This is a genomic window from Burkholderia sp. Ac-20379 (assembly GCF_017104645.1).
Taxonomy (GTDB): Bacteria; Pseudomonadota; Gammaproteobacteria; order Burkholderiales; family Burkholderiaceae; genus Burkholderia.
This window is the reverse complement of record NZ_JAAGPF010000091.1, coordinates 1-25,336: the sequence shown is the minus strand read 5'-3', so window position 1 is coordinate 25,336 and position 25,336 is coordinate 1. Positions and strand designations below refer to the sequence as shown.

At 66.1% G+C, this 25,336-nt stretch carries 21 protein-coding genes and 1 pseudogene; 6 read left to right on the top strand and 16 right to left on the bottom strand.

All coding sequences use genetic code 11. From position 1 onward, the window contains the following. The 15 genes from G3N92_RS14440 to G3N92_RS14370 form a co-directional block, all read right to left on the bottom strand. A partial coding sequence (locus G3N92_RS14440) for a DUF5682 family protein (protein WP_241014791.1) occupies positions 1-1,359 on the bottom strand: 1,359 nt, incomplete at its 3' end. Positions 1,360-1,405: 46 nt separating this feature from the next. Continuing rightward, entirely contained in the window at positions 1,406-2,518 is a 1,113-nt protein-coding gene (locus G3N92_RS14435; protein WP_206128210.1) for an AAA family ATPase, read from the bottom strand. 317 nt (positions 2,519-2,835) lie between these two features. Then, entirely contained in the window at positions 2,836-3,639 is an 804-nt protein-coding gene (locus G3N92_RS14430) for an NYN domain-containing protein (protein ID WP_206128209.1), read from the bottom strand. A gap of 125 nt (positions 3,640-3,764) precedes the next feature. Beyond that, positions 3,765-4,658, bottom strand: a complete 894-nt coding sequence (gene galU, locus G3N92_RS14425; RefSeq protein WP_206128208.1) for a UTP--glucose-1-phosphate uridylyltransferase GalU — start codon at positions 4,656-4,658, stop codon at positions 3,765-3,767. A gap of 67 nt (positions 4,659-4,725) precedes the next feature. Beyond that, positions 4,726-6,129 carry an undecaprenyl-phosphate galactose phosphotransferase WbaP gene (wbaP, locus tag G3N92_RS14420; RefSeq protein WP_339385918.1) on the bottom strand — a complete coding sequence of 468 codons (1,404 nt, stop codon included), beginning with the start codon at positions 6,127-6,129 and terminating at the stop codon, positions 4,726-4,728. A gap of 233 nt (positions 6,130-6,362) precedes the next feature. Next, the gene (gene rfbA, locus G3N92_RS14415; RefSeq protein WP_206128206.1) at positions 6,363-7,241 is read right to left on the bottom strand and encodes a glucose-1-phosphate thymidylyltransferase RfbA; all 879 of its coding nucleotides are present in this window, start codon (positions 7,239-7,241) and stop codon (positions 6,363-6,365) included. Positions 7,242-7,335: 94 nt separating this feature from the next. Beyond that, positions 7,336-8,262, bottom strand: coding sequence for a glycosyltransferase family 2 protein (locus tag G3N92_RS14410; RefSeq protein WP_206128205.1), 927 nt, complete (start codon positions 8,260-8,262; stop codon positions 7,336-7,338). Between the two features lie 17 nt (positions 8,263-8,279). Further along, positions 8,280-9,434 carry an NAD-dependent epimerase/dehydratase family protein gene (locus G3N92_RS14405; RefSeq protein WP_206128204.1) on the bottom strand — a complete coding sequence of 385 codons (1,155 nt, stop codon included), beginning with the start codon at positions 9,432-9,434 and terminating at the stop codon, positions 8,280-8,282. Further along, a complete protein-coding gene (locus tag G3N92_RS14400) occupies positions 9,431-10,075 on the bottom strand; it encodes an acyltransferase (RefSeq protein WP_206128203.1) in 645 nt (214 codons plus the stop codon). Before G3N92_RS14400 ends, G3N92_RS14405 begins: the two co-directional genes overlap by 4 nt. Beyond that, on the bottom strand, positions 10,072-11,055 hold the full coding sequence (locus G3N92_RS14395; RefSeq protein ID WP_206128202.1) for a glycosyltransferase family A protein: 984 nt from the start codon (positions 11,053-11,055) through the stop codon (positions 10,072-10,074). The genes G3N92_RS14400 and G3N92_RS14395 overlap by 4 nt, the downstream gene beginning before the upstream one ends. Before the next feature lie 10 nt (positions 11,056-11,065). Beyond that, entirely contained in the window at positions 11,066-12,553 is a 1,488-nt protein-coding gene (locus tag G3N92_RS14390) for an oligosaccharide flippase family protein (protein WP_206128201.1), read from the bottom strand. A gap of 223 nt (positions 12,554-12,776) precedes the next feature. Next, complete coding sequence (gene rfbC, locus G3N92_RS14385; protein ID WP_206128200.1) at positions 12,777-13,328, bottom strand: dTDP-4-dehydrorhamnose 3,5-epimerase; 552 nt, start codon at positions 13,326-13,328, stop codon at positions 12,777-12,779. 320 nt (positions 13,329-13,648) lie between these two features. Further along, positions 13,649-15,940, bottom strand: a complete 2,292-nt coding sequence (locus G3N92_RS14380) for a polysaccharide biosynthesis tyrosine autokinase (protein ID WP_241014790.1) — start codon at positions 15,938-15,940, stop codon at positions 13,649-13,651. A 96-nt stretch (positions 15,941-16,036) separates the two neighbouring features. Then, the gene (locus tag G3N92_RS14375) at positions 16,037-17,188 is read right to left on the bottom strand and encodes a polysaccharide biosynthesis/export family protein (RefSeq protein ID WP_241014789.1); all 1,152 of its coding nucleotides are present in this window, start codon (positions 17,186-17,188) and stop codon (positions 16,037-16,039) included. Positions 17,189-17,276: 88 nt separating this feature from the next. Next, the gene (locus G3N92_RS14370) at positions 17,277-18,080 is read right to left on the bottom strand and encodes a Crp/Fnr family transcriptional regulator (protein ID WP_206128197.1); all 804 of its coding nucleotides are present in this window, start codon (positions 18,078-18,080) and stop codon (positions 17,277-17,279) included. A gap of 90 nt (positions 18,081-18,170) precedes the next feature. Between G3N92_RS14370 and G3N92_RS14365 the strand changes: the two genes are divergently transcribed. From G3N92_RS14365 to G3N92_RS14350, 4 genes and pseudogenes are all read left to right on the top strand, one after another. Continuing rightward, on the top strand, positions 18,171-18,566 hold the full coding sequence (locus G3N92_RS14365; protein WP_206128196.1) for a hypothetical protein: 396 nt from the start codon (positions 18,171-18,173) through the stop codon (positions 18,564-18,566). A gap of 153 nt (positions 18,567-18,719) precedes the next feature. After that, positions 18,720-19,790 (top strand): annotated as a pseudogene (locus G3N92_RS14360) (glycosyltransferase family 4 protein); the annotation flags it as partial. A gap of 326 nt (positions 19,791-20,116) precedes the next feature. Next, positions 20,117-21,079 (top strand): amino acid--[acyl-carrier-protein] ligase, encoded by a 963-nt coding sequence (locus G3N92_RS14355; protein WP_206128194.1) that lies wholly within the window; start codon positions 20,117-20,119, stop codon positions 21,077-21,079. A gap of 95 nt (positions 21,080-21,174) precedes the next feature. Next, positions 21,175-21,432 (top strand): acyl carrier protein, encoded by a 258-nt coding sequence (locus G3N92_RS14350; protein ID WP_206128193.1) that lies wholly within the window; start codon positions 21,175-21,177, stop codon positions 21,430-21,432. Positions 21,433-21,618: 186 nt separating this feature from the next. On the opposite strand, the gene G3N92_RS14345 is transcribed toward G3N92_RS14350, so the two are convergent. Beyond that, positions 21,619-22,824: a glycosyltransferase family 1 protein gene (locus G3N92_RS14345; protein ID WP_206128192.1), complete on the bottom strand. Its 1,206-nt coding sequence runs from the start codon at positions 22,822-22,824 to the stop codon at positions 21,619-21,621. A 186-nt stretch (positions 22,825-23,010) separates the two neighbouring features. Here G3N92_RS14345 and G3N92_RS14340 point away from each other — a divergent pair, with 186 nt between their 5' ends. Then, positions 23,011-24,186 (top strand): acyltransferase, encoded by a 1,176-nt coding sequence (locus tag G3N92_RS14340; RefSeq protein ID WP_206128191.1) that lies wholly within the window; start codon positions 23,011-23,013, stop codon positions 24,184-24,186. Between the two features lie 120 nt (positions 24,187-24,306). Continuing rightward, the coding region (locus G3N92_RS14335) for a hypothetical protein (protein WP_206128190.1) at positions 24,307-25,336 on the top strand (1,030 nt) is incomplete at its 3' end.

Sequence of the window (25,336 nt, the reverse complement as noted above, 5' to 3'; positions counted from 1 at the left end):
CAGCGCGCCGCGCAACACGATGCCGAACGCCGCCAGTTCCTCGCGCACGGCGTGCACGAGCGGCGGCTGGGGCGTGCCGGGCGCGAGCGCGCCGGCGGCGTCGCCGGCCAGCACATCCATGGTTTCGACCAGCACCGGATCGGTGCCCGCCCGCAACGCGCCCCGGTAGGTCCACGGCAGCGGCGCGTCGAGCGCATCCTTGACCAGCGCGCCGGCCAGCGCATCGAGCCAATCGCAGCGCAGCGGCCGCGCATGGCCGCGCATGCGCGCCAAGCCGTCGGCGCGCCCCTGCCCGGCCAGCAGATCGGCCGTCGAGGCGGGCAGCCCGCGCTCGCGCAGGCGCCGCATGACGCGTTCGAGCGCCTGGCGCGCGGCGCCGTCGGCGCCCTGCTCCCAGCGCCATTGGTAATAGGCCGGCGACGGCATGCCCGAGGCATAACCGGAAAACGCGTCGAGCCGCTTGAACGTGTAAGGCACGAGGTAGGAGCCGTGGCGCGGTATATCCGCATCCTCGGCGGGTGCCGCCGCACCATTGGCCGTGCCGGCCTGCGGCTCGACCGGCGACTCGGCCGAAGAGTCAGACGAAGGTTCGGCCAACGATTCAGCCCAAGAGTCGGCCGCGCCGGGTCGCGGCAATTCGGGCAGATCGGCCGGCATCTCGCGCCAGAGCGCGGCGAGCGCCGGCGCGTGATAGCCGCCGCACACCACCAGCACGTCCTCGGGATGGCCGCCGGTTTGCCCGACGGCCCAGGCGATCCAGCACGCCATGGCCCGCTCGCGGGCGCGATTGCCCGCCGAGCCGGCCGCGTCGCCGCGCAGATGCACGAAATAGGTCGACAGATGCTGCTCCAGGCGATCGAGCGCCTCGGGCGAGGCGTCCGCATCCTCGAACAGGTGATCCCACAGCGCGTCGCGCCCTTCCACGCCCAGCGTCGCGCTCAGCGCGCGCTCGTACGCCTCGGCGCGGGCCTCGTGCTCGGCGTCGGCGATGTCAGCATAGCGGTTCTCCAGCCCGTGAAACGCCGCGTGCCAGGCCGGCAGGTCGATGAAGCGTAACGCCGCGCCCGTTTCGCGCGCGGCCGCCAGCGCCTGCCACTCCGGGGAATGCTCGGCGAAGGGCGTCCACGAACCGTGATGAGCGTGCTCGCTGGACAGGTAGCTGTAGATCGCCACCGGCAGGCGGTGCGGCAGCGCCAGCTCGTCCAGACGCGCGTTGAAATCGGCGGGCCCTTCGATCAGCACGTAACGCGGCCGCCGCTCGCGGATCCGCGCCGCCACCAGCCGCGCGCAGGCCGGGCTGTGATGGCGCACGCCGATCACGCAGGGCGCGGCCGGCCGCGCGTGCGCCGCGGCCGTCATGCGTTGCGCTCCGGCGCTTCGACGCGGCGCACCTCGACGCGGCGCATCACGGCAGGCGATGGCGCGCCGCGTAGTACGCGCGCCAATGGGCCCCTTCGCGCTTGGCCGCCTTCTGCTCGAAATAGCGGCGCAATTTGGTGCGATCGTCGGGATTGTCCTTGACGATCGTGCCGGCGATGCAATCGACGAGATCCTGCGGCGAGCCTTCGCGCCGCTCGAGGAACCAGGCGCGCACGCCCACCGCATGCGCGACGTTGACCGCTTCCGCCGTCGACATCACGGCCGACAGCCGATCCATCGCGCCGTCGCCGCCGGCCGCGCCGCTGGCCGGGCCCGCGCCGCGCAGATCGCGGAACGTCGAGATCAGCAGGTCGAGCACCGGTTGCGGCACCGTCGTGGGAATCCCGCTTTGCGCGAGCAGCCGCGCGCTGGCGTCCTGCACGAGCGCCAGCTCGCTGTCGAAATCGAGGATCGGAAAGACCGTTTCGAAATCGAAACGGCGCTTGAGCGCCGCGCTCATCTCGTTGACGCCGCGATCGCGCGTATTGGCCGTGGCGATCACGTTGAAGCCGGCGCGCGCGTACAGCATGCCGTGCTCGCCGGGCAGCTCCGGCACGGCCATCACGCGATCGGACAGCATGCCGAGCAGGCAATCCTGCACTTCGAGCGGCGCGCGCGTGATTTCCTCGAAGCGCACGATCCGGCCGTCCTGCATGCCCTGATAGAGCGGCGCCGGAACCAGCGCGCGTGGGCTCGGTCCCTCGTTGATCAGTAATGCGTAGTTCCAGCCGTACTTGATCTGATCTTCCGTGACGGAGGCGCCGCCCTGGATCGTCAACGTCGAGACGCCGCTGATGGCGGCCGCCAGCAGTTCGGACAGCATCGATTTGGCGGTGCCCGGCTCGCCGACCAGCATCAGGCCGCGCCCGGTGGCCAGCGTGACGAGCATGCGCTCGATGCTCGCCACCGGCGCGACGATCTTCGGCGCGATATCGAGCGCGCGATCGCCGGCGATGAACGCGCGCGCCGCGAGCAGGCTCAAATGCCAGCCGGGCGGCTTCGGATTATCGGCATCTTCGGCCTTCAGCCGCGCGAGTTGATCGGCATACTGATTTTCGGCAGGCGGACGTTGCCATGCATTCGTGTGTGACGGCGCCATGTCAATCGAATTCTTATAGAGCGGGCTGAATGCCCTCGGAGCGGCGATTATAGCGTTCGCGACAATGCTGCGCGTGATTAACGAATGACGGACTTAATACATCGGACGGATTTTGGCGAAAATCCGTATCGGCAATCGACGAGCGCCACGTTAATCCCGGGCCGCATTTATTCGTTTCGAATAGGGCCGCGCGAATCGAATCGGGGCATCGAGGCGTTTCAATGTCGATTCAAGGCCCGAAATGCGACAACGGCGATGTCATCCGTCCCGATGACATCGCCGCTGGCCGATTCCGCCGCTTCCGCGCGCTGCCGCGCTCAATTCACCAGCACGATGCGCCTGGCTTCCGGCAATCCATCCGGCTTGGCCGGCTCGATCAGATCGAATTCGAATACATATTGGCGCGACGGCAGCTTCGAAACGATCTGCGCATCCACGAGCGACGCCGTCCGGAAATACGCGCCCTTCGTTTCGCTGGCCGTCACGATCGACGCGCGCGGCATCTCGGGCCAGAAATTGAGGAAACCGCGCCCTTCCTGATGATCGAACCGGTTGCACACGCCGCGCACGCGGCTGCCGATGCTGCCCCAGCGCGCGCGCGAATCGGGCGAGGCGTCGGTCGCCAGCAGCCCCGGCACCAGATACCCGTTGATGTATTGGTCGGCGGCGTCGCGCAGCTCGCGCGACACGTTGCCGAAACCGAGGATCTCCACGCGGCAGCCCTTGCTCTGCAAGGCGCGCACCACCTGCACGAAATCGCCGTCGCCGGTCACGAGCATCACGGTGTCGAGCCGCTCGGATTCCATCAGCACGTCGACGGCCATGTCCAGATCGGCGTTCGACTTCGACACCTCGTTGCCTTCGTCGTCGGTGAAATGCTTGACGTGCTTGACCGTGACGCGAAAGCCCTGATCGCGCAGCGCCGATTGATAGCCGAGCGCCTTGGCGCTGTATTCCGGCGAATGCTCCGCGCGCTGCAGATCGTAGGCGATATACACGTTCAGGCGCTGCGCGAAGCCGTCCGCGCGGCAGGCCAGCTCGCGCAGCGCTTCGTAGCGCATGCCGTGGCCGCCGTTCATTCCGATGTTGCTTGCGTCGACATACACGCCGATACGTCTCATTCCGTGTCTCTAACGATTCGAATTGCCAAGGCACGGAGTGTAGCGCACGCGCGGGCCGCGCCGATAGGCGCTGAATCAAGCCGGTTCGGATCGGCAATGATCGGATGAATGCGCTGCGGCAGCGCTCAGGACACGGCCACGGCCGGCTGCGCTTGCAGGAATTGCTGCAGGTAGGCCTCGAATTCGGCCTTGACCTCGGGATGGCGCAGCGCGAATTCCACCGTCGCCTTCAGGTAGCCGAGCTTGCTGCCGCAATCGAAGCGCGCGCCGTGATACCGGTAGGCCAGCACCTGCTCCTCGGCCAGCAGCGATTGCAGCGCGTCGGTCAGTTGCAGCTCGCCGCCCGCGCCGGGCCGCAACGCGCGGATATGACGGAAGATCGCCGGCATCAGCACATAGCGGCCCACCACGCCGAAATTCGACGGCGCATCGGCCGGCGCGGGCTTCTCCACGACGCCCGACAGCTTGATCACGTTATCGCCCCACAGGCGGCCGTCCACCACGCCGTACGAGGCGCTGTCCTCGCGCGCGATCGTTTCGACACCCACCACCGAGCTGTGATAGTGATCGAAATTCTCGATCAGTTGTTTCGTGACGGGCTTCGTGCTGTGCAGCAGGTCGTCGGCCAGGATCACCGCGAACGGGCTGTCGCCCACCAGCTTCTCGGCGCACAGCACGGCGTGGCCGAGCCCCAGCGCCGTGGCCTGGCGCACGTAGAAGCAATCCACGTTGGCCGGCTTGATGTTGCGGACGATGTCGAGCAGCTTCTGCTTGTTGCGCGCTTCCAGCTCGGCCTCGATCTCGTACGATTTGTCGAAGTGATCCTCGATCGCGCGCTTGCTGCGCCCCGTCACGAAGATCAGCTCCGTGATGCCGGCCTCGATCGCCTCCTCCACCGCGTACTGGATCAGCGGCTTGTCGACGATCGGCAGCATTTCCTTCGGGCTGGCCTTGGTGGCCGGCAGGAAGCGCGTGCCGAGGCCGGCGACCGGGAACACGGCTTTGGTGACTTTCAGCATGGCAGGGTTTCCCACATCGGTTGGATAGTCGGGATGGCGGAAGATGGCCGCGCCGGGCGGCCCGCGCTCAGTACGCGCCGTCGCGATGGAGCACTACGCCGATCGTCTTGAACAGGATCGCGATGTCGCTGCGCAGCGACCAGTTGCGCACGTACCAGGCGTCGAGGAACACGCGGCGCGCGTAATCGGTGTCGTTGCGGCCGCTGACCTGCCAGAGGCCCGTCATGCCCGGTTTGGCCAGCAGGTAGTAGGCGGCGTCCGCGCCGTAGCGCTCGATCTCCTTTTCCACCACCGGCCGCGGGCCGACCAGGCTCATGTCGCCGCGCAGCACGTTCCACAATTGCGGCAGCTCGTCGAGGCTGGTCTTGCGCAGCACCGAGCCGATCCGCGTGATGCGCACGTCGTTCTTGAGCTTGAAATCCTTGTCCCATTCGGCGCGCGCCACCGGGTCGCGCTCCAGCAGTTCCTTGAGCACCTTGTCGGCGTCGAGCACCATCGAGCGGAATTTGTAGCACTTGAACTTCTTCCCGTTCTGACCGATGCGCGTGTGGCCGAAGAACGCCGAGCCGCCGTCCTTCGCCACCAGCATCGTCAGGATCGCGAACACCGGCAGCAGCATCAGCATCAGCAGGCCGCCCGCCGCCACGTCGAACACGCGCTTGAGCACCTTGGCCGAGAACCGCGTGAGGTTGTTCTGCACGCGCAGCATCATCACCTCGTGCCCGAAGAAGTAGGACACGTCGGTCTTGCAGAGCGGCACGCCGCGCATCGGCGCCATCACGGTCAGGTCGCGAATGCCGCTTTCGGTCAGGTCGCGAATCCACACGTTGCGCAGGTCCTTGTCCTCCGGCTCCAGCGCGATCACCACCTGCGCGCCGGGCAAGGCCTTCAGCGTGGTGGCGGACAAGCCCTTCAGCACCGGCACGTCGCCGACGAACGCGGCATCGGCCTTGCCGTCCGGCGCGACGTAGGCCACCACGTCCGCGCCGAGATACAGCTGCGCCGACATCACGCGCTGCGCCTCGAGCGCCGCCTCGCCGCAGCCGACGATCAGTGTCGGGCGCTTCCACAGGTGCGCCATGTCGAGCACCTTCTTCGTCACCAGCCGGAACGTGGGCACCAGCACGAACGCGCCGCTCCAGGTCATCGCCCACCAGCCGCGCGAGAACATGCCCTTGGTCAGCGTGGTCAGCGCAAGGTGCAGGATCGCGAGCACCACCAGCGCCTCGAACACCTCGCGCAACTCGCGCCCGAACGGCCGGCGCAGCCCGTAGTGGCGCACGCGCAGCCAGAACCACAGGGTGCCCGCGAACGACAGCAGCATGTACACCACCATCGGCTGCTGGCTGATCGCTTTCCAGAGGCTGATCCGCGGATCGCTTTCGAACGTGCCGAGCACGTTGGTGGTGATCAGCAGGGCCACGGCGAAGCCGATCACATCGGTGGCGGCCAGCGCCACCTTGATCGTCAAGGCCGGAAACGGGCGCAGTTCGATGTGCCGTTCCGACAGACTGTCGAGACTGATGATTGAGCTCACGTGACCTGTCCTCGTAGTGATGTCGGCATCGCCGGTTCTCATGAACGTCCACTGCAATCATTCGGATTCCGAACACGCCGGCATCGTGGCAAGCGTCGTGCTCGGGTAAATCCTATGTGCGGGCCGGCCGGCAATCGGTTCGGCTTCGCACAGAAGCCACGTCTCGCTTATGCGACGCCGTCCTCGATCAGGTTGATCAGATACTTGCCGTACGCGTTCTTCCTCAGCGGCGCGGCGAGCCGTTCGAGCTGCCCGGCGTCGATCCACTGGCGGCGATAGGCCACCTCCTCCGGACACGCCACCATCAGGCCCTGACGCTTCTGCAAGGTGGCGACGAAGTTCGCCGCCTCGGTCAGCGAATCGTGGGTGCCGGTGTCGAACCACGCGTAGCCGCGCCCCATGATTTCGACGTGCAGGCGCTCGCGCTCGAGATAGCGGCGATTGACGTCGGTGATCTCCAGCTCGCCGCGCGCGGACGGGCGAATCTCGGCCGCGATGTCGCACACCGTGTCGTCGTAGAAGTACAGGCCGGTGACGGCGTAGTTCGAGCGCGGCGCGTCGGGCTTCTCCTCGATCGACAGGGCGCGGAACTGCGGGTCGAACTCGACCACGCCGTAGCGCTCGGGGTCGCGTACGTGATACGCGAACACGGTGGCGCCGTCGGTGCGCCGGTCGGCCGCTTCCAGTTGGGCGACCTGATCGTGGCCATAGAAGATGTTGTCGCCGAGAATCAGCGCCGACGGCCGGTTGCCGACGAACGACCGGCCGATCACGAACGCCTGCGCCAGGCCGTCCGGCGACGGCTGTTCGGCGTACTGGATATTCATGCCCCAGCGGCTGCCGTCGCCGAGCAAGGCGGCGAAGCACGGCAGATCGCGCGGCGTCGAAATCACCAGCACGTCGCGAATGCCCGCCACCATCAGCGTGCACAGCGGGTAATAGATCATCGGCTTGTCGTACACCGGCAGGATCTGTTTCGATACCGCATGCGTGATCGGATAGAGGCGCGTGCCCGATCCGCCCGCCAGAATGATTCCCTTACGCATCGCCGCCGCCCGCCCCGTGGTGTCGAATGGCGTGCGAAACCGCTTCGCACACCGTATTGATTAGCCGCTTGCCGATCCGCATGTGGCGATCGCGTTACGCGAGCCGCATGCCTTCCGCGATACCTCGGAACACGCTGCGCCGCCCGTCCGACGTGAAGCGCGCGCATTTCACGAGCATGGCCGCGACCGAGTAGGTCTGCGCCAGCAGCGCATACGGGAACCCGAGGTTCTTGCGGCTGAAGTACAGGCGATTGCGCGTGCAATAGAACAGGCTGAACGGGCTTTCGCCGCCGCCGGTCGAGAAGCTCACCTTGTGCGCGACGAGCGAGGCCGGCACGTACCACAGGTGGATGCCCGCGCGATTCATGCGCCATACGAAATCGGTGTCGTCGTAATAGACGAAATACTTCTCGTCCATCATGCCGACGCGTGCGAACACGCTCTTGTGCAGCGCCATGAAGCAGGTCGGCGCATATTCGGATTCGCCCTCGCGATCGAATTGCCCGACATCCTCGTCGCCGTCGCCGATATGCGCGGTGGTGGCCTTCATGCGCGAGATCGTGCCGCCCGCGCACCAGATCCGGTTGGTGCCGTGGTAGTGGATCTTCGGAAACGTGGCGAGCGTGTCGGAGCCGGCCGCGATCGGCCGGATCAGGCTGGCCACCGTGTCGGGGTTGCGGAACTCCACGTCGTTGTTGGCCAGCAGCACGTAATCGCAGCCGTCGGCCAGCGCCATCGCGATGCCCTGGTTGTTGCCGCGCGCCACGCCCACGTTCGCATCGTTGAACACCACCCGCGCGGGCAGCCCCGCCCGGCTCGACAGCTCGCGCGACAGCGCGCTGCCGCTGTCGCCGGGGCTGTTGTCGATCACGTACAGCTTCAGCGTCACGCCGGCCTGCAGCGCGAGGCTGTCGAAGAAATCCGGCAGCACGTCGTCGGAGTGATAGAGCACCGTCACCACGCCCACCACCGGCTTCGCATCCGGATTGCCGGATTGCGGCTTCACACGTCCCTTGCCCATTTGCCCTGCCCTCCCGCTCACGCCACGGCCCGACTGGCCTGATACAGCCCCTTGGATTGCATCTCCACGATGCTTTGCTCGTAGTTGTCCTGCTTGACCTCCTGCGCGTCCACCCACGCCGCGAAGCGCGCGATGCCTTCGTCGAATTGCACCTTCGGCGCGAAGCCGAGATAGTCGCGGGCGCGCGTGAGGTCGGCGTAGTTGTGGCGGATGTCGCCCAGGCGGAACGCGCCGGTCACGTTGATCGGCACGTCGCTGCGATACAGCGCGTTGAGCTTGCGCGCCACGTCGATCACGGCCGTGCGGCGGCCCGAACCGATGCCGAACACGCGGCCGCTCGCCTCGGGGTTCATCAGCGCGGCCTGCGTGGCGTCCACCACGTCGTCCACGTAGACGAAATCGCGGCTTTCCTGCCCGTCCTCGAACACGTTGATCTCGTTGCCGTTCTTGATGCGCGTCGAGAAGATCGACAGGATCCCGGTGTACGGATTCGACAGCGACTGGCCCGGCCCGTAGACATTCTGATAACGCAGCGCGGAGGCGCCGATGCCAATCGACCGGCACACCGTCATCACCATCAGTTCCTGGTCGTATTTCGTGATGCCGTACACCGACGACGGATGGATCTTCGATTCCTCGTCGGTCGGCAGGCATTCGAGCGGCTCGCCCGATTTCGGGCAGACGTAATCGAAGCGCCCGGCCAGCAGGTCGCTTTCCTCGCGCGCATCGGGGTAGACGATGCCGAGCGCCGGCGAGCGGTATTTGCCTTCGCCGTAGATCGCCCGCGACGAGGCCACCACGAACTTGCGCACGGTATTGCCGCGGTTCTTGACGAGCAGATCGAGCAGCACGCCGCAACCGCCCACGTTCACGTCGATGTAGTGGCCGACCTCGTACATCGATTGGCCGGTGCCGGTTTCGGCCGCCAGATGCACCACCGCGTCCTGGCCCTGCATGGCCCGCTCCACCACCGAGCGATCGCACACGGAGCCTTCGATCAGGCGCACCGAACCGCCGAGCGAGCGCAGCAGCGCCGATTCTTCGTAAGGATCCACGCCGTGAATCTGCCGGGCGAGGTTGTCGAGCACCGTGACCGTTGCGTTCTGGCTGGCGAGCTGCCGGGCGAGATGCGATCCGATGAAGCCGGCGCCGCCGGTAATGAGGACTTTCATGATTTGCAGGGCTCCCAGGTTTGGGTATTCCGGTTGTACCGCCTGATCACGCGCGCCGGGTTGCCGGCCACCACGCAGTAGTCAGGCACATCGCGCGTCACGACGGAGTGGCTGCCCACCACCGCGTTCCGTCCTATCACCACGTTGGGCAGGATCATCGAGTTGAAGCCGATGAAGCTGCCCGCACCGATCACGACGCGGTTGCCCGCCATGCGCAGCCGCATGCCGATGCGCACCGGATCGTTCACATCCTCGAACGGATGCTCGACGTCGACGATCGCGCAGCCGCCCGTTATCGTTACGCCATCCTGAATATCGATGGCGGCCCCGCACACGATATGGACGTTCTGTTCGATGTTGACGTCGTTGCCGATCGACAGCCGGGGCGGCGCATGCGTGTCGTCCACCACCAGCTCGATACGCGCGCCCGCGCGAATCAGCACCCGCTCGCCCACCGTGGCGTGATGCACGTTGGCGAGCAGATACGGCTGATAGATCACGCTGCCCTTGCCGACCCGCTCGAACGCGCGCGCATACCAGAGGCGCGTCTTGAGCATGAAATAGGCGCGCTTCACGGTGTTGACCCGCTCGATCCAGTTCGCTTCGCCGAACCGCGCGAGGCTTCGCGGCAGCACGCTCATGCGCGCACCGTCGGCCGGCCGGCGATCTGCTTGGCGAACACGTACAGCGAGCGCAGCAGGCGCGGCTTGCTGCGCAGCGCATGCAGCGCGCGCTGCTTGACGCCGACATCCGCGAATTCGGCGCTCTTGCCGATGCAATGCTGGAACTGCTCGTACAGGCCGCTTTCGAGGTACAGAATCGCCGAGCGGAGGAACACGCCCGCCCGGCCGCGATCGACCACTTCGCGCTGCATGCCGAGCGATTCGGCCATGTTGCAGGTGCGCATCAGGTCTTGAATATTGGTTTCGTGGCGCGCCGGGTTGAGGATCACCGTCGAGGTGAAACCCTTCGGGTTGACGCGGTACACGCCCAGTTCCTGATCGAGATACGCGGCGCGGCTGCCATGCAGGCACTGCACCAGGTTGGCGACGTCGGCCACCACCTTCAGTTCGAGATCGACCGGGTGACGGCGGCGCAGCGCGCCGCGAAACATCACGGAACTGTTCAGGAAGAACGGGCCGTGTTCGATCAGGTATTCGGCGTCGAACACGGCCGGCTTTTCGCGGGCCAGCGCGAAATCGCACGGCGCGCCGGTCAGCGCGTCGACCGTGCGCATCCGGTGCGCCACCATGCCGAACTCGCGCTGCGTGTCGAGGAAGGCGTATTGGCGCGCGAGCTTGCCGGGCAGCGCCATGTCGTCGCCGTCCACGGTGGCGATGTACTCGCCCGTCGCCTGCGCCATCGCGTCGGCCAGGTTCCGCGAATAGCCGACATTGGTTTCGTGCGCAACCAGCTTGATGACGCCGGGATGCCTTGCGCGAATCGCTTCGATGATGGCGAGCGAACCGTCCACCGAGCCGTCGTCGCCGATCACGATATCGAACGGCACGTCCACCTCCTGACTCAGGATGCTCTCCAGGCACGCGCCGATATAGCGTTCGAGGTTGTAGCACAGCACCACGACCGAGATGACCGGCGGCTTCACGGGCTGGATCTCCATGTCTCGCTCCTCAAATCAAGGCGAAGCGCCGGGCCAGATCGCGGGCCTTACGCTGTGAAATCGGCGACACGGCGATCGTCGCGCCCACCATCAGCAGCCACATGCCGCCCACGACCAGCAGCAGCTCGAGGCGGTTGAGCGCCGGCAACTGGGCGTAGTGGAACGCCACGCCCAGCGCGCCGGCGGCCGCCACCCGGGTCAACAGCCCGCGATACCAGGCGGCGTTGATGCCGGGCAGGAACTTGCGATGCACCACGCCAACCCACAAGAACAGTTGCGCGAGGTTGATGGCGAGCCATGCATAGGCCGCACCGACCGCGCCGTAATGCAGCGCGCCGATCAGCACCGCCGGCACCAGGATCGCGACGAAGCCGAGGTTGCCCTTGATATGCAGCGAGAGTTCGCCGTCCGCGTACTGGATCAGGAACGACAGCGCAGCGATGGCCGAGCAGCCGTTGCCGATCGCATAGCAGCGCAGCACGCTCATCGCGTCGCGATTCGCGGGCAGGGACATCGACCACAGCTTGAACACGAGCTCCGGCACGCTGGCGAACAGCATCGCCACCGGGATCACGGCGATCATCAGGATCTCGCTGGCGAGGAAGTAGCTCGATTCGAGCGAGCCGCGGTTGCGCGCGCTGTCGGACGTGAAGCGCGGCGTGAACGCCTGCTGGATCGGGCTGGCGAGCAACAGAATGCCGCTCGCCAGCAGCGTCGCCATGCTGAACACGCCGAACGCCGACAGCGGCAACACCTTCGACAGGATGATCTTGTCGGCCTGCGTGGAGGTGGCCCACATCAGCGCCGAGAACGCGATCGACAACGACAGCCGGGCGCGCGCGGCCAGCACGCCGCGCGAGAACGTGCGCGACAGCATCGGCGCGCCGATCGCGCGGCCGAGCAGCAGGCGCATGGTCAGCGCCTCGCCCACGATCGCCGCCAGTTGCCAGAGGAAGAACACCTCCACGCGCGGCCAGAGCATGATCAGCGGCACCACCAGCACCGCGCGGATCACGGCGAAGATCACGATCACCGTGTTCAGCGTCGCCTGACGATCGATGCCCACCATGCCGCCGCGATACAGCGACGACAGCCAGCGCGCCGACACCGTCAGCATCATCAGGACGAACGCCAGCGCGATCTCGTGCGCCGGCAGCGTGTTCGCCTTGAGCCAGCCCGTCGCAAAGAACGGCGCGCCGACGATCGACAGCACGATCAACAGCGCGCACATGCCGGCCACGAACTTCTCGAGCGATTGCAGCAACACGCGCGCTTCGGCCTTCGAGGCATCGTCGGTCGCGCGGGCCAGCTCGCGGCACAGCGTGGGCGAGAGCCCGAGGTCCAGCAACTGAACCCACGCGAGCAGCACGGCGTTGAACGCGATCAGGCCATACGCCTCGACGCCGAGATGGTGCACGTACACCGGCACCATGACCATGCCAAGCACGACCGTCACGATCTGACCTGCATAGTTCGAAATCAGGCTGCGTTTGAGCATCTTGGTAGGCGTTGGAAGACTGGATGATTCGGATCGCGAAATATTCACCCGCGACGCGCATCGACAGCAGGCGCTGCCCGTAAGTCATGCTGCACTGCACGCAACGAAGCCAATTTAGTGGTGCGGAACCGGCGGGAATGTACGGGCTCGCACACTGCCCGGTTCACGATTGAGACGGCAACGCCGGCCGATTCGCCGTGCGTGATCGGCCCGCGCAACGGCATCACGGGTAGCACTCGGCCTCGAACAGCGGCTTGCCTTCCGCGTCCTTCGCGGCCAGCACCGGCGGATATTCGATCGGCCAGTCGATATTGATCATCGGATCGCTCCACAGCAGGCTGCGTTCGTATTCGGGAAACCAGTAATCGGTCACCTTGTAGACGAACTCCGCCGCCACCGACAGCACGATGAAGCCGTGCGCGAAGCCCGGCGGGATCCACAGCTGCCGGTGGTTGCGCGCACTGAGCCTCACGCCCACCCATTTCCCGAAGTTGGGCGAGCTGAGCCGCAGGTCGACGGCCACGTCGAACACCTCGCCGGCGGTCACCCGCACGAGCTTGCCCTGCGGGTGCACGATCTGATAATGGAGGCCGCGCAGCACGCCGCGCGACGAGCGCGAATGGTTGTCCTGCACGAAGTCGAAGCCCTGCGCCACGCTTTCCTCGAATTCGCGCGCGTTGAAGCTCTCGAAGAAGAAGCCGCGCCTGTCGCCGAACACCGTCGGCTCGATGATCTTGACCTCCGGTAACGCCGTCGCGGTCACTTGGATTGCCATGTCGGCGCACTCCAGGTAAAGGCCTCGATCGACGACGCGTAACACAGACACGGCGCATGCGATGCCGCGCCCCGATGCATGCCGACAGACCGGTCGCGCCCGCGTTGCATGCGCGCCCGCCCGCCCTGTTGGGAACTCGCCCGTTGCCACTTCATTGACGCACTCCTGATGATCTCGATATCGACCGACCGTATCGCCGGCAACTCGCCCGCGGCTCTATTGCTCGGGTCTATTGAACACGCGGTCGCGATATTGATTCAGTACGTCGCCCCACACTATCGGGCCCCGGCGGCATGCCGCCGGGCGCGCGTGCGGTGCGATCACGTCGCCATCTGGTTGTGTTCGAGGTAGGCGGACGTATAACCGTAGCTGCGCCGCTCGCTGCGCCTCAACGGCACCGCGTTGAAGATGGCGCCCACCGTCCACGCGCCGGCGCGGTCGAGCTTGGTGAGCGTGTCCTCGATCTCGGCCTCGGTATGCGAACCCGAGCGCAGCACCATCACGGTCTTGCCCCCGCTGTGCGCGACGATCGCGGCGTCGCTGACGGCCAGCAGTGGCGGCGTGTCGATGATCACGAGATCGAAGCGCCGCTTGAACTCGTCGAGCAGCGACGTGAAGCCCGGCATCATCAGCAGTTCCGACGGATTCGGCGGGTATTTGCCGCACGACAGCAGCGCGAGGCCCGGCACGCCCGACGGCTGGATCGCCTGATCGATGCTCAGGCGTCCTGCCAGCAATTCGGCCAGCCCGCCCGCGTTCGGCTTGCTGAAGAACGACGCCGCCCGGCCGCAGCGCATGTCGGCATCCACCAGCAGCACGCGCTTGCGGGTTTCGGCTTCCAGCACCGCCAGGTTCGCCGCCACGAAGCTCTTGCCGGTTTCGGGCGTGGGGCCGGTCAGCACGATCACGCCGTCGTCGGGGCGATCGGTTTCGGCCATATGCAGGTGCAGCGCCGTGCGCAGCCCGCGCAGCGCTTCCACCGACGGGTCGTGCGGGAAGCTGCGCGCGAGCAGGTATTGCGACGCGGCCGGCTGGGCGGGCTCGCCCGCCGGCGCGCCGCCGGCACGCGCGTTCGACGACAGCAACGGCGTGCGGCGCAGTTGCGCCGGCTCGTTCCGCGCGAACGCGAGCCGGTTCGGCATCGCCTGATCGAGACGGGCCTGATGCGCGCTGTAGAGCACCGACGCCAGCATCGGCATGCGCAGGCCGCGCTCGATGAACTTCGTATCGGTCACGCCCGTCAGGTAGCGATGGCGCAGGAACACCAGCAGCGCGCCGAGCATCAGGCCGAGGCCGAGGCTGGCCAGCAGGATGATCGGCGCGTTCGGCGACACCGGATCGACCGGCCGCACCGCATCGTCGACGATATGCACGTCGCCCGTCGTGCTTGCACGGCGCACCGTCAGTTCCTCGGCCTTGTTCACCATCGCGATGTAGATCGATTCGGCCACCTTGGCATTGCGGCTCAGGTCCGCATTGGTGCGCTCGGAGGCCGGCATGCGCACGAAGCGCGCGTTGAACTGCGCCTTGGCCGCGTTCAACTGGGCGATCTGCCGGTTGATGCTCTGCATCGGCGGGCTGTCGGGCGTGAAGTTCTGCATCATCTGCGTGCGTTGCAGTTCGAGCGTCGCGATCTGCCGCTCGATATCGATGCCGCCCTGCAGATACGATTGCGCCTCGGCCGTCGGCTGGAGCGAGCCGACCGATGCCTGGTAGCCCATCAGCGAGGCTTCCGCCTGGTGCAGCTCGTCGCGCAGCCGCGGCAGCTCGCGGTTGATGAATTCGAGCGTTTGACTGTCGTTGGCGCGGCTGCGCGCGATGGTCGCCGCCACATAGCCTTGCGCGATCGAATTGGCGACGTTCGCCGAGAGATCCGGGTTGTCGCTGTCGTAGGTGATCTGCACGAGCCCGGTATCGCTGCCCTTCTCGACGATCTTGAGCTTGCGCACGAAGCGTTGCAGCGCGTTCACGCCGTTCCAGGCCGTCACGTTGAATTCGGTGCCGGGCAACGCGTCGAGCTGCTTGACCTGAATCGAGACGCCGTCCGCCTGCGCCGGCTGGCCCACCGTGCCGTTCAGCAGCACCGCGCCGCTCGCGTCGAGCAGCGCGTAGGCTCCGTTGCCGAGCGCACGCAGCCGCAGCCGCTTGTTCTCGAGCCGGGTCGGCACCTTCATCGATTCGACCTCGATCTGCTCGCCGCCCCATGCGTAGGACGTCAAACCGAACCACGGATGAGACAGTTCGCCCGGCGTCGCGAACTTGTGCGCCAGCATGCCGAGGATCGGCAGCACGCGCGGCGCGGCGGTCACGTTGTAGCCGTATTGCGCCAGCACCGGATCGAGCACCGAGCGGCTCTGCATCATGCCGATCTCGGCCTCGGTGCGCGGCGGGCGCTGGCCCACCACCACCTGCTGGCCGTCCGCCGCGAAGCCGAGCGCATTGCGGCCCTGCGCCTCGACCTTGATCACCGCGTTCGCCGAATAGATCGGCGTGGCCAGCCAGACATACACCACGGCCAGCGCCACCACGGCGACCGTAATGCCGGCCACCGTCCACAGATGGTCGCGCAACACGCGAATCATGCCCAGTGCGTCCGGCGCGTCGTCTGGCATGCCTCCGGAATATCGGGCGTTCATAGTCGGAATGTTCACGTTGATCGTTCCTCTAGACCTTGCTCGTTGGGAAGGGATGCGGCGCGCGGCCGTGCGTCATCGCGTGGCCGCATAGAACAGGTACATGCTCGTCACCGTCGGCAGCAGTTGCTCCAGCAGGCGATTGAGCTGGGCGATGTGCGCGGTGCCCACGTACACGACATCGAGCGGTTTCAGGTCGAACTGGGTGGACAGCAGGATCGAATCGACCTTCGTCATGTCGAGCCGGTAGATGCTCGGCTTGGTCGGATCGTTCGGCGTGCGCCGGATCACGAGGATCTGGCGCGGCTGCGCGCTTTGCGGGTTGATGCCGTTCGCATTGGACAGCGCATCGGCCAGCGTCAGGCGGCCCTTGTCCATGAACAGGGTTTGCGGCTTCGAGATTTCGCCCAGCATGAACACGCGGCTCGCGTTGTGATCGGGCACGTAGACGATGTCGCCCGATTCGAGCGCCACGTTCTGCGAAACGTCGCCGCGATCGAGCGTGCGCTGCACGTCGAGCACGTAGGTCTTGCCGCCGCGCGTGAGCTGCACGCGTTGCAGATCCGCGTCGGTCAGCGAACCACCCGAGCGCGTGATCGCGTCGAGCACCGTGAGCTTCAGGTCGGTGATCGGCAGCGAACCGGGGTTCTTCACCTCGCCGGCAAGCTGGATCTGCTGGCTGCGGTACTGGATCACGCGCACGTCGAGCTGCGGCTTGATCGCGTAGTTCCCGAGGCGCGACACCAGCAGCGCGCTGATCTGCGCCGTGGTCTTGCCGGCCACCGCCACGCGGCCGACGGTCGGGAAATAGATGGTGCCGTCGGCCGCCACGCGCGCGCCGTCCGGCGTGATCTGCACGCCCGGCGCGCCGGCGCCGGCCACGGCGGTGGGGTCGAGCTGCGGCAGCGGCACGGCCGCCGCGCCGCTCACGGTCAGTTCCGGGTGGCCCCACACCGTGATGCCGAGGATGTCGCCCTGCCCGACCCGGTAATCGATCTGCGGGCCGCCCGGCGCCTGCGGCAACGCCGGGATGTCGGACTTCATGGCCTGCACCTGGCCGGTAATGACGCTGGCGTCGATCATCTGCACGGGGTACACCGGCGGCGGCGCATCGCTTTTCGCCGGCTCCTGCATTTGAGACGGATTCAGATACGGCCCGGGGGCGAGCGTGCAGCCTGCCGCCACCCAGCACGTCAACAGCGCGAACATCCTGCCCAAGTGTTTCATGTTGGTCATCCCGTAACGAGGTACGAATCGATCTATATGTGTGTGTCGGTTTTCAATACGCAGTGCGAATCGATTGGCCGGTGCTTAGTCAATAGGCCGCCGCGCGAATCTGATGCCCGAGGTAACTGCCTGCCGATTTCGACGGCATCTCGAGCGTGCGACGCTCGCCGCCTTCGTTGGCGCGTTCGGCCGCGCTCGCGCGCAGCAGGCGCTGGAATTCGCCCTTGATGATTCCGTAGCACTCGCAGGCATAGGCTTCGAGGCCCGCACGGTCGAGGATCGTGATCTTGCCGCGCCGTTGCGCGATCAGCCCGGCGTCCTGCAGCTTGCCGGTGGCCTCGGTCACGCCTTCGCGACGCACGCCGAGCATCGACGCGATCAATTGCTGGGTGACGGCCAGCTCGTCGGTCTTGAGACGATCCTGGGTCAGCAGCAGCCAACTGCTGACTTGCCGGACGATGTGATGACGCCGATTGCACAGCGAGTTCTGCGCGACCTGCGTCAGCAGCGCCTGGATGTAATACAGCATCAGTTGATGCACGAAGCCGTGGCGATCGAATTCGCGTTTGAACAGTTGCGCATTCATCGCATAGGCATAACCGCCGTTACGCACTTCGATGCGGGTCGGCATCGTGAAGCCGCCCGTCAGGACGGGCACGCCGATCACGCCTTCGTTGCCCACCGCCGCGACTTCCGCTGTGGCGCCGTCCGCCATCAGGAAAATCATGGAAATGATGGCCGTGGTGGGGAAATAGACTTTCTTGACCGTTTCCCCGGCATCGGACAGCAACTGGCCGCACTTCAATTGAACGAGTTGAAGATGAGGAGCAAGCGCATCCAATTCCGACGCGGGCAAGGATGCGAGAAGATGATTTGCAGGTTGTGTGGTCATGACATCGGACATGAATATTGGCGCTGGGTCATTTGACATACCGAAGTAATCGGGCCTGTAAGCTACAACGCAGGACAGCCAAGCATTTTTTTGCAGTGCACCAGCCCTCAACCTGGTGCGGAACAACTGCCGACGGGCATCTGCCGTTGCCGCGATTCATACAGCGATAACCATGCCAAGATACGCAAGCTGCTGTTTATTCAATGTTTTTTTAATTTCGTTTTAAACACATCGGGATTTTTCGCCGTAAATGTCTCGAATCTGAGCTATTTTCCGGCCACGCTCCGCACGCGCGATGCATTGCACAAGTTGCTGCACCGCATTCAAGCCGCCGCGGATGCAAGATTGTCAAGGCGCGGCGCGCGTCAAGGCCTCGCATCCGGCCGCGCGGTGCCGGCGATTTTCGGCGGGCGCAATTCGATTCGAATTGCTTCAGATTTGATACGGAGCCCGAAAAAGCGCGATCGCGCACTGTCATTGCCCTGACGTTCCTGTCCGCTCATTACTTTTTTCCCGCTTCGGCTCTGTGCGAAGCCGTACCGATTCGCGCCGCATCGCGCGATAGGATCGGGTCGGCGGTGTCATGCCCGCGACTCGATGGATGCGTGCCGGCACGGACTGAACGATCACGGAGGAACGGCGATGAAGGTCGCACTGATTCAAGATTGGCTGGTCACGTATGGCGGCTCGGAGAAGGTGCTCGAGCAGATTCTCGAATGCTTTCCGGACGCCGACCTGTTCAGCCTGGTCAACTTCATGCCCGAGCATCCGTTCCTCGCGGGCAGGACGGTGAAGACCTCGTTCATCCAGACGCTGCCGTTCGCGAAACGCCGTTATCGCGGCTACCTGCCGCTGTTCCCGCTGGCCATCGAGCAGTTCGACCTGTCCGGCTACGATCTGATCATTTCGAGTTCGCATGCCGTTGCGAAGGGCGTGCTGGTCGGCCCCGATCAACTGCATGTCAGCTACATCCATTCCCCGATCCGCTATGCGTGGGATCTGCAACACCAGTACCTGAACGAAAGCGGCCTGACGAAGGGCGTGCGCGCCTTCCTCGCGCGCGCGGTGCTCCACTACCTGCGCCTGTGGGACGTGCGCACCGCGAACGGCGTCGATGCGTTCATCGTCAACTCGCGATTCATCGGGCGCCGCGTCGAGCGGGCCTACCGGCGCGAGTCGGACGTGGTTCATCCGCCCGTCGACGTGGACGCGTTCGAACCCTGTTCGAACAAGGATGCGTTCTACGTCACGGTGTCGCGGATGGTGCCCTACAAGCGCATGGATCTGATCGTCGAGGCGTTCGCCGCGATGCCCGAGCGCCAATTGATCGTGATCGGCGACGGCCCGGACATGGAGAAGGTGCGCGCCAAGGCCGGGCCGAACGTGACGATCCTCGGTCACCAGCCGTTCGCCGTACTGAAGGATCACCTGCAGCGTGCGCGCGCCTTCGTGTTCGCGGCCGAGGAGGATTTCGGCATTTCGGTGGTCGAGGCGCAGGCGTGCGGCACGCCGGTGATCGCGTTCGGCAAGGGCGGCGCATGCGAGACGGTCATCGACGAAACCCAGCCTCACCCCACCGGCCTGTTCTTCGAGGCGCAGACGGTGGCGTCGATCCAGGCCGCCGTCGGCCGCTTCGAGGCGAATATCGCGCGGTTCTCGCCGCTCAATTGCCGTCTCAACGCCGAACGCTTCTCGAAGGCGCAATTCCGGCGCGGCTTGCTGACCGCCGTGCTGGGCGCGACCGAATCCCGTCAATCCCTGCCGTCCGTTCGCCGGATCCGCGCCGCGCTGCTCGACGCGCTGCGCGCGCCCGAGGCGGCCGGCCCGCATCCGGCGGGCGTGGCGTTGAACGTCGATTGACGCCGGGCCGGCGCCGCCGCCCGCGCTTGCGTGCGCGCCCGAACCGACGGCGCGCGCTGCCTCGCCGATAGTCGCACTCATACCTAAAAAAGGACCACGCGCTACCTGCCCGCCCCGCGACGACAACATCGCGGCGCAGGCAGCCAACCTATGCCCGCTTTCCATAGGAGTCCGCCATGTCCCAGTCAGCCGTTCCGGCCGGATCGCCCGGCCACGCAAGCGCACTGCCGCACCATGACGCCCCCACCTATCTCGGCGAGCTGCTCGAGTCGGGCCTGCTGATTGCCACCGGCGTGGACGGCCTGTATGGCCGCAGCGCGGTGTTCGAAAGCGTGGTCGAACGCGTGAACGCGCTGATCGGCCGCTGGGGCGACGGCAAGGAGGTCGAAGTATTGCGCTTCCCGCCCGCGATGAACCGCACGATTCTCGAGGAAAGCGGTTATTTCAAGCATTTCCCCGATCAGATCGGCAGCGTGTTCTGCTTCAGCGGCGACGAGGTGCGCCATCAGCGTCTGCTGGCCTGCCTCGACAGGCAGGAGGACTGGACGGAGGACGTCAAGCCCACCCGCCTCGCGGTCACGCCGGTGGCCTGCTATCCCGTCTATCCGATCATGGCCGCGCGCGGCCCGCTGCCCGCCGGCGGGCGGCTGATCGACATCTTTTCGTACTGCTGCCGGCACGAACCGTCCCGGGAGCCGGAACGGATGCTGATGTTCCGGCAGCGCGAATTCGTCTGTCTCGGCACGGCCGAGCAGGTGCAGGCGTTTCGCGAGGATCTGATCGGCTACGCGAAGGCCGCGATCGATGCGCTTGGCCTGCCCTGGTCGATCGAATTGGCCAGCGATCCGTTCTTCGGCCGCATCGGCGCGTTCATGGCGAACAGCCAGCGCCAGCGCGCGCTGAAGTTCGAACTGCTGGTGACCGGCATCAACCCGGACAAACCGACGGCCTGCGGCAGCTTCAACTACCACCTCGACCGCTTCGGCGAACTCTGGCAGATCGAAACCGCCACCGGCGCGACGGCGCACACCGGCTGCTGCGGGTTCGGGCTGGAGCGCCTGGCGCTGGGCCTGTTCCGGCATCACGGCTTCGATCCCGCGGCCTGGCCCGAATCGGTCCGCCGGGTGCTGTGGGCCTAACGTTCGAGCCGCGCCGCCTGCGCTTTCGCCGGTGCGCCTGCGGGCCCCGCCGGTTCCCCGTTCCGCCCCTGCCACGATCCTTACGGAGTGACGCCATGAGCAACGCCCATCACGTAGTCCGAAACATCATCGCCGAACTGAACTGCCTGGACGTGCCGGTCGACGCCGTGACCGACCGCACGGATCTTTACGCGGTCGGCCTGACGTCGCTGATGTCGGTGCAACTGCTGCTGGAAATCGAACGCGCGTTCGGCATCCGCATCCCCGAAGCGATGCTGACCTACGCGATGTTCGAAAGCATCGACGCGCTGGCCGAGGCCGTCGGCACGCTGCAGCAGGCCGATGCCGCTTGACATCGCGCGCTGCCGGCGTCATTTCAATCTCACCCGGGAGTTGAGCATGAAGCGTCTTGTCGACCCGAGCAAACTGTTCTACGGAATGAACATTCATCCTCGGTTTTGCGACAGCCCCTGGTTCAGAACCCCGCCAGGCTCGCGTCGACGTTTTCCCGGCGATAGCGATAGGCAGGCCGCCCCCGCTCAGCGCCCCGCCGGCACTTCCCGCTCGACGATATCGAGCAGCCGGCAGGCGGCCGCGTCCCAGCGGAAATCGCCGGCGCGCGCGCGGCCGAGCACGCTCAGCGATTCGCGAAGCTCGGGGTCGGTCATCATCTGCACGACCTTGGCGGCGATGTCCTCCACCGAGCGGGCGTCGCAATACAGCGCGGCGTTGCCGCACACCTCGGGCAGCGCCGCCTCGCGCGACGCGATCACCGGGCATCCGCACGACATCGCCTCCAGCGGCGGCAAGCCGAATCCTTCGTAAAGCGAAGGAAACAGGAAGCATCCGGCCTGCTCGTAGAGCGCCTTCAATTCGCCGTCCGACACGAAACCGGCCATCACCACGTCGTTCGACACCACGGCCTGGGCCTTCTCCCTCGCGTTGAACACGCGCAGGTCGAAGCCGCCCACCACCACGAACTGCCAATCGTGGCCGCCCTCGAGCTGCGCGACGGCGGCCAGCACGCGCGCCAGATTCTTGCCGACCGACAGGCTGCCGACGATCAGCACGTAGTTGTCGGGTTGCAGGTTCAGCCGCGACAGGACCGCGTTATCGGGCACGATCCGGTCGAAATGATCCACGCCGTTGTGAACGACCGAAATGCGCGACGCGGGAAGGTCGAGCCGGGCCATGATCCGGTGCTTCGAAAATTCGGACACCGTCACGATATGGCGCGCGGTGCGCTTCAGGATCGCGTAGGCGAAGCGGTACCAGAGACGGTATTTCCAGGAGTAGTTCCCGGGCAGGTCGTACACGGCCACGTCGTGCACCATCAGCACCTGGCGCCGCGCGAACAGCGGGCCGATATTGCACAGGCTCAGCAGCACGCGCTCGCCGACCGCCCACGGCAGTCCGAACTGCTCCCACAGCGAGCCGTCGAGCCGGGCCGACGCGGCGTGCTCGCCCGCGTACACCACGCCATCCTGCGCGTTCGCCGGCAACAGCAGGGTCGGACGCTGGCCCAGCGGAAACAGGCGCGCGAACGCCATGGCCAGCTCGTAGCCCACCCGTTGCACGCCGGTCATGCGCTGCGAGGCGAACTTGCCGTTGATGGCGAACCGCCTGCCCCGGCCGGCGCGGGCGGGCGGCTCCCGGGCGTCCTGACCGGCGCCGCGCATGACCGATGCGCGCGGCAGGTGCGGTTCCGTGGCGCGCGGGCGCGCCTCCTTGATCGTCTGGCTCATCGGGCGTGGCTCTCCGGGATTGGCGTCGGTCTGCGCATTAGGCAATTCGGCCCCGGCGCGCACCGTACGATCGCGCACACTGGCCGGCGCGCAACACTGTGCGCCGACGCACCGATCGATCGCCGCGATGCCGCGAGCATGCTGGGGCAGCGCTCCGTCCAATCGCTTCGCTTTCCTGCCGCCCCCATGCCCGACGCCGCCGGCCCGCACCGTCTCGATCACATCGACGCCATGCGCGCGATCGCCGTGCTGCTCGTGATGTGGACGCACTACGCCGAGCTGTACGCCACCTTCGCGGGCTCGCAATTCGCGCTCGACGCCCTGCAGCAGTCGGTCAATTTCGGCCGGATCGGCGTGGTGATCTTCTTCGGCATCAGCGGCATGCTGATTCCGAACAGCCTGCGCGGCTCGGCCGCCGGCGGCGCGCGCCGTTTCGTGATCCGAAGGGTGTTCCGGCTGTATCCGGCGTTCTGGCTGTCGCTGCCGATCGGCTATGCCGTGTATTGGCTGCTGTTCGGCCACCGGATGCCGCTGGCCGGCCTCGCCGCCAACCTGACGATGATTCCGACCGCGTTCGGCCGCGACGCGGTCATGTCGCACTACTGGACGCTCGAAACGGAGCTGTACTTCTACGCGCTGTGCCTCGCGCTGCACTGGCTCGGCGGGCTGCACCGGATGCGCACGCTGTGCCTGACCTGCCTCGGCCTGTGCGCCGCGTTCGTGCTCGGCTCGGCGCTGAAGCTGATTCCCGCCGACGCGCTCGGGCAATACAAGGGCATGCTGTATCACCTCGCGATCATGTTCTGGGGCGCGTGCTTCCGGCAGGCTTACGACACGCCGCGCGCCGCCGTGGGCTTCCGGCTGTTCGGGCGCGCGGTGTCGCTCTCGCATCGCGCGGCGTTCGCCGCCGTGACGGCGGCCGTGATCGGCATCGCCGTGCTGATGGCCGGCATCGATCTGCTCCATCGCGATTTCGTGCACGTGTCGGCGTCGCTCGGCTATCTGTTCGGGATCCTTGCGTTTCTGGCGTTCGCCACCGTGCTCCGGATCCGGGCGCAGGTGTTCGCGTGGATCGGCCGGATCAGCTATTCGCTGTATCTGCTGCACGGCATTCCGCTTTACCTGATCTACGGATATTGCAAGGCGAGCGGCCTGACGGGCGGCCCGCTCGGGCTCTACATGGCGCTGACCGTGCCGCCGGCGCTCGCGCTGGCCTGGGCGAGCTACCGGCTCGTCGAAACCGCCGGTATCGCCGCAGGCTATGCGCTGACGCCGTCGAGCCGCTCGCCGGGCGGCGCCGGGACGCGCCGGAATCCGCTCGACGCCGCCCGCCCGGCCCCGGCCGCGCGCGACGAGGCATGACGGGGCCGCGCAATCGAGCGCCCCGCCGCGCGTGCGCTGGCACACTGAACGGCCGGCGAACCTGACTTAATGTGGCGGCCTCGGTCAGCCGATCGTCCAGCCATCCCGCCGGAGGTTCCGATGTACGCCAAATCGATTTCGATGCTGTTCTACCTGTTCTTCACCTGCGTGATCTTCAATCCGCAGATTTCCGGCGTCACGATCTACCTCTATACGTTCCTGCCGTTTCTCGACCCGGGCTTCTGCCGATTCGTGCTGGCCACCTCGCGCCGCTGGCTGGTGCCGATCGCCATCGCGATGGCGGCCTGCCTGCTGACCAACCCGGTGATGGCCGCGAAGATCGTCTCGATCTTCGCCTGCGTGGGCTACCTGATGTACACGATCTCGAAGCGGATCGATTATCTGCATCCGTGGATGATGATCAATATCGTGTTCGGCCTCGCGCAGTTCGTGCTGTATTACGCAGACTATTCGCTGTCGGTGGCGATGGGCCCCGATCAGGTGTCGAAGATGCTGTGGGGCGATTCGGCCACGCAGACCAACGCGAACTATTACGCCATCCTCTATTTCGCGCGCGTCAGCGGGTTCTCGCGCGAAGCTGGCTTCTTCTCGTCGCTGCTGTCGGCCGCGTTCGTGCTGTACCTGTTCCAGGGGCGGCGCAACCGCTGGATCATCGCGATGTATTGCGTCGGCCTGTTCATCAGCTTGTCGAAGGCCTCGTTCGTGCTGCTGATCTTCGCCGGGCTGTACGCGATACGGCGGCAATTGCGGGCGCTCCTGCCGCTGTTTTCGCTGGCCGCGTTCTTCGCCGTGACGATGGTGCTCGCGCTGTACATGAGCGCCCACGATTTCTTCGGCTCGGAAACCTTCGCCCACCGCTTCGCCGGCTACCCGTTCCTGATCGACGCGAGCTTCGCCGACCTGGTGCGCGGCGTCACCTCGCAGCAGCTCAACGACGAATACGGCTATCTGCCCTACCTCGCCTCGAACCGCGACCTCTACGCGATCAGCTCCGTCACGTTCACCGGCATTCCGGGCCTGTTCGCCGACGTGGGGCTGCTCGGCGCGCTGGTGGTGCTCGGCGTGTTCGCGTTCACGGCCAGCGACGGCTTCGTGATCCTGCTCTGCCTGCTGATCACCACCACGGTTA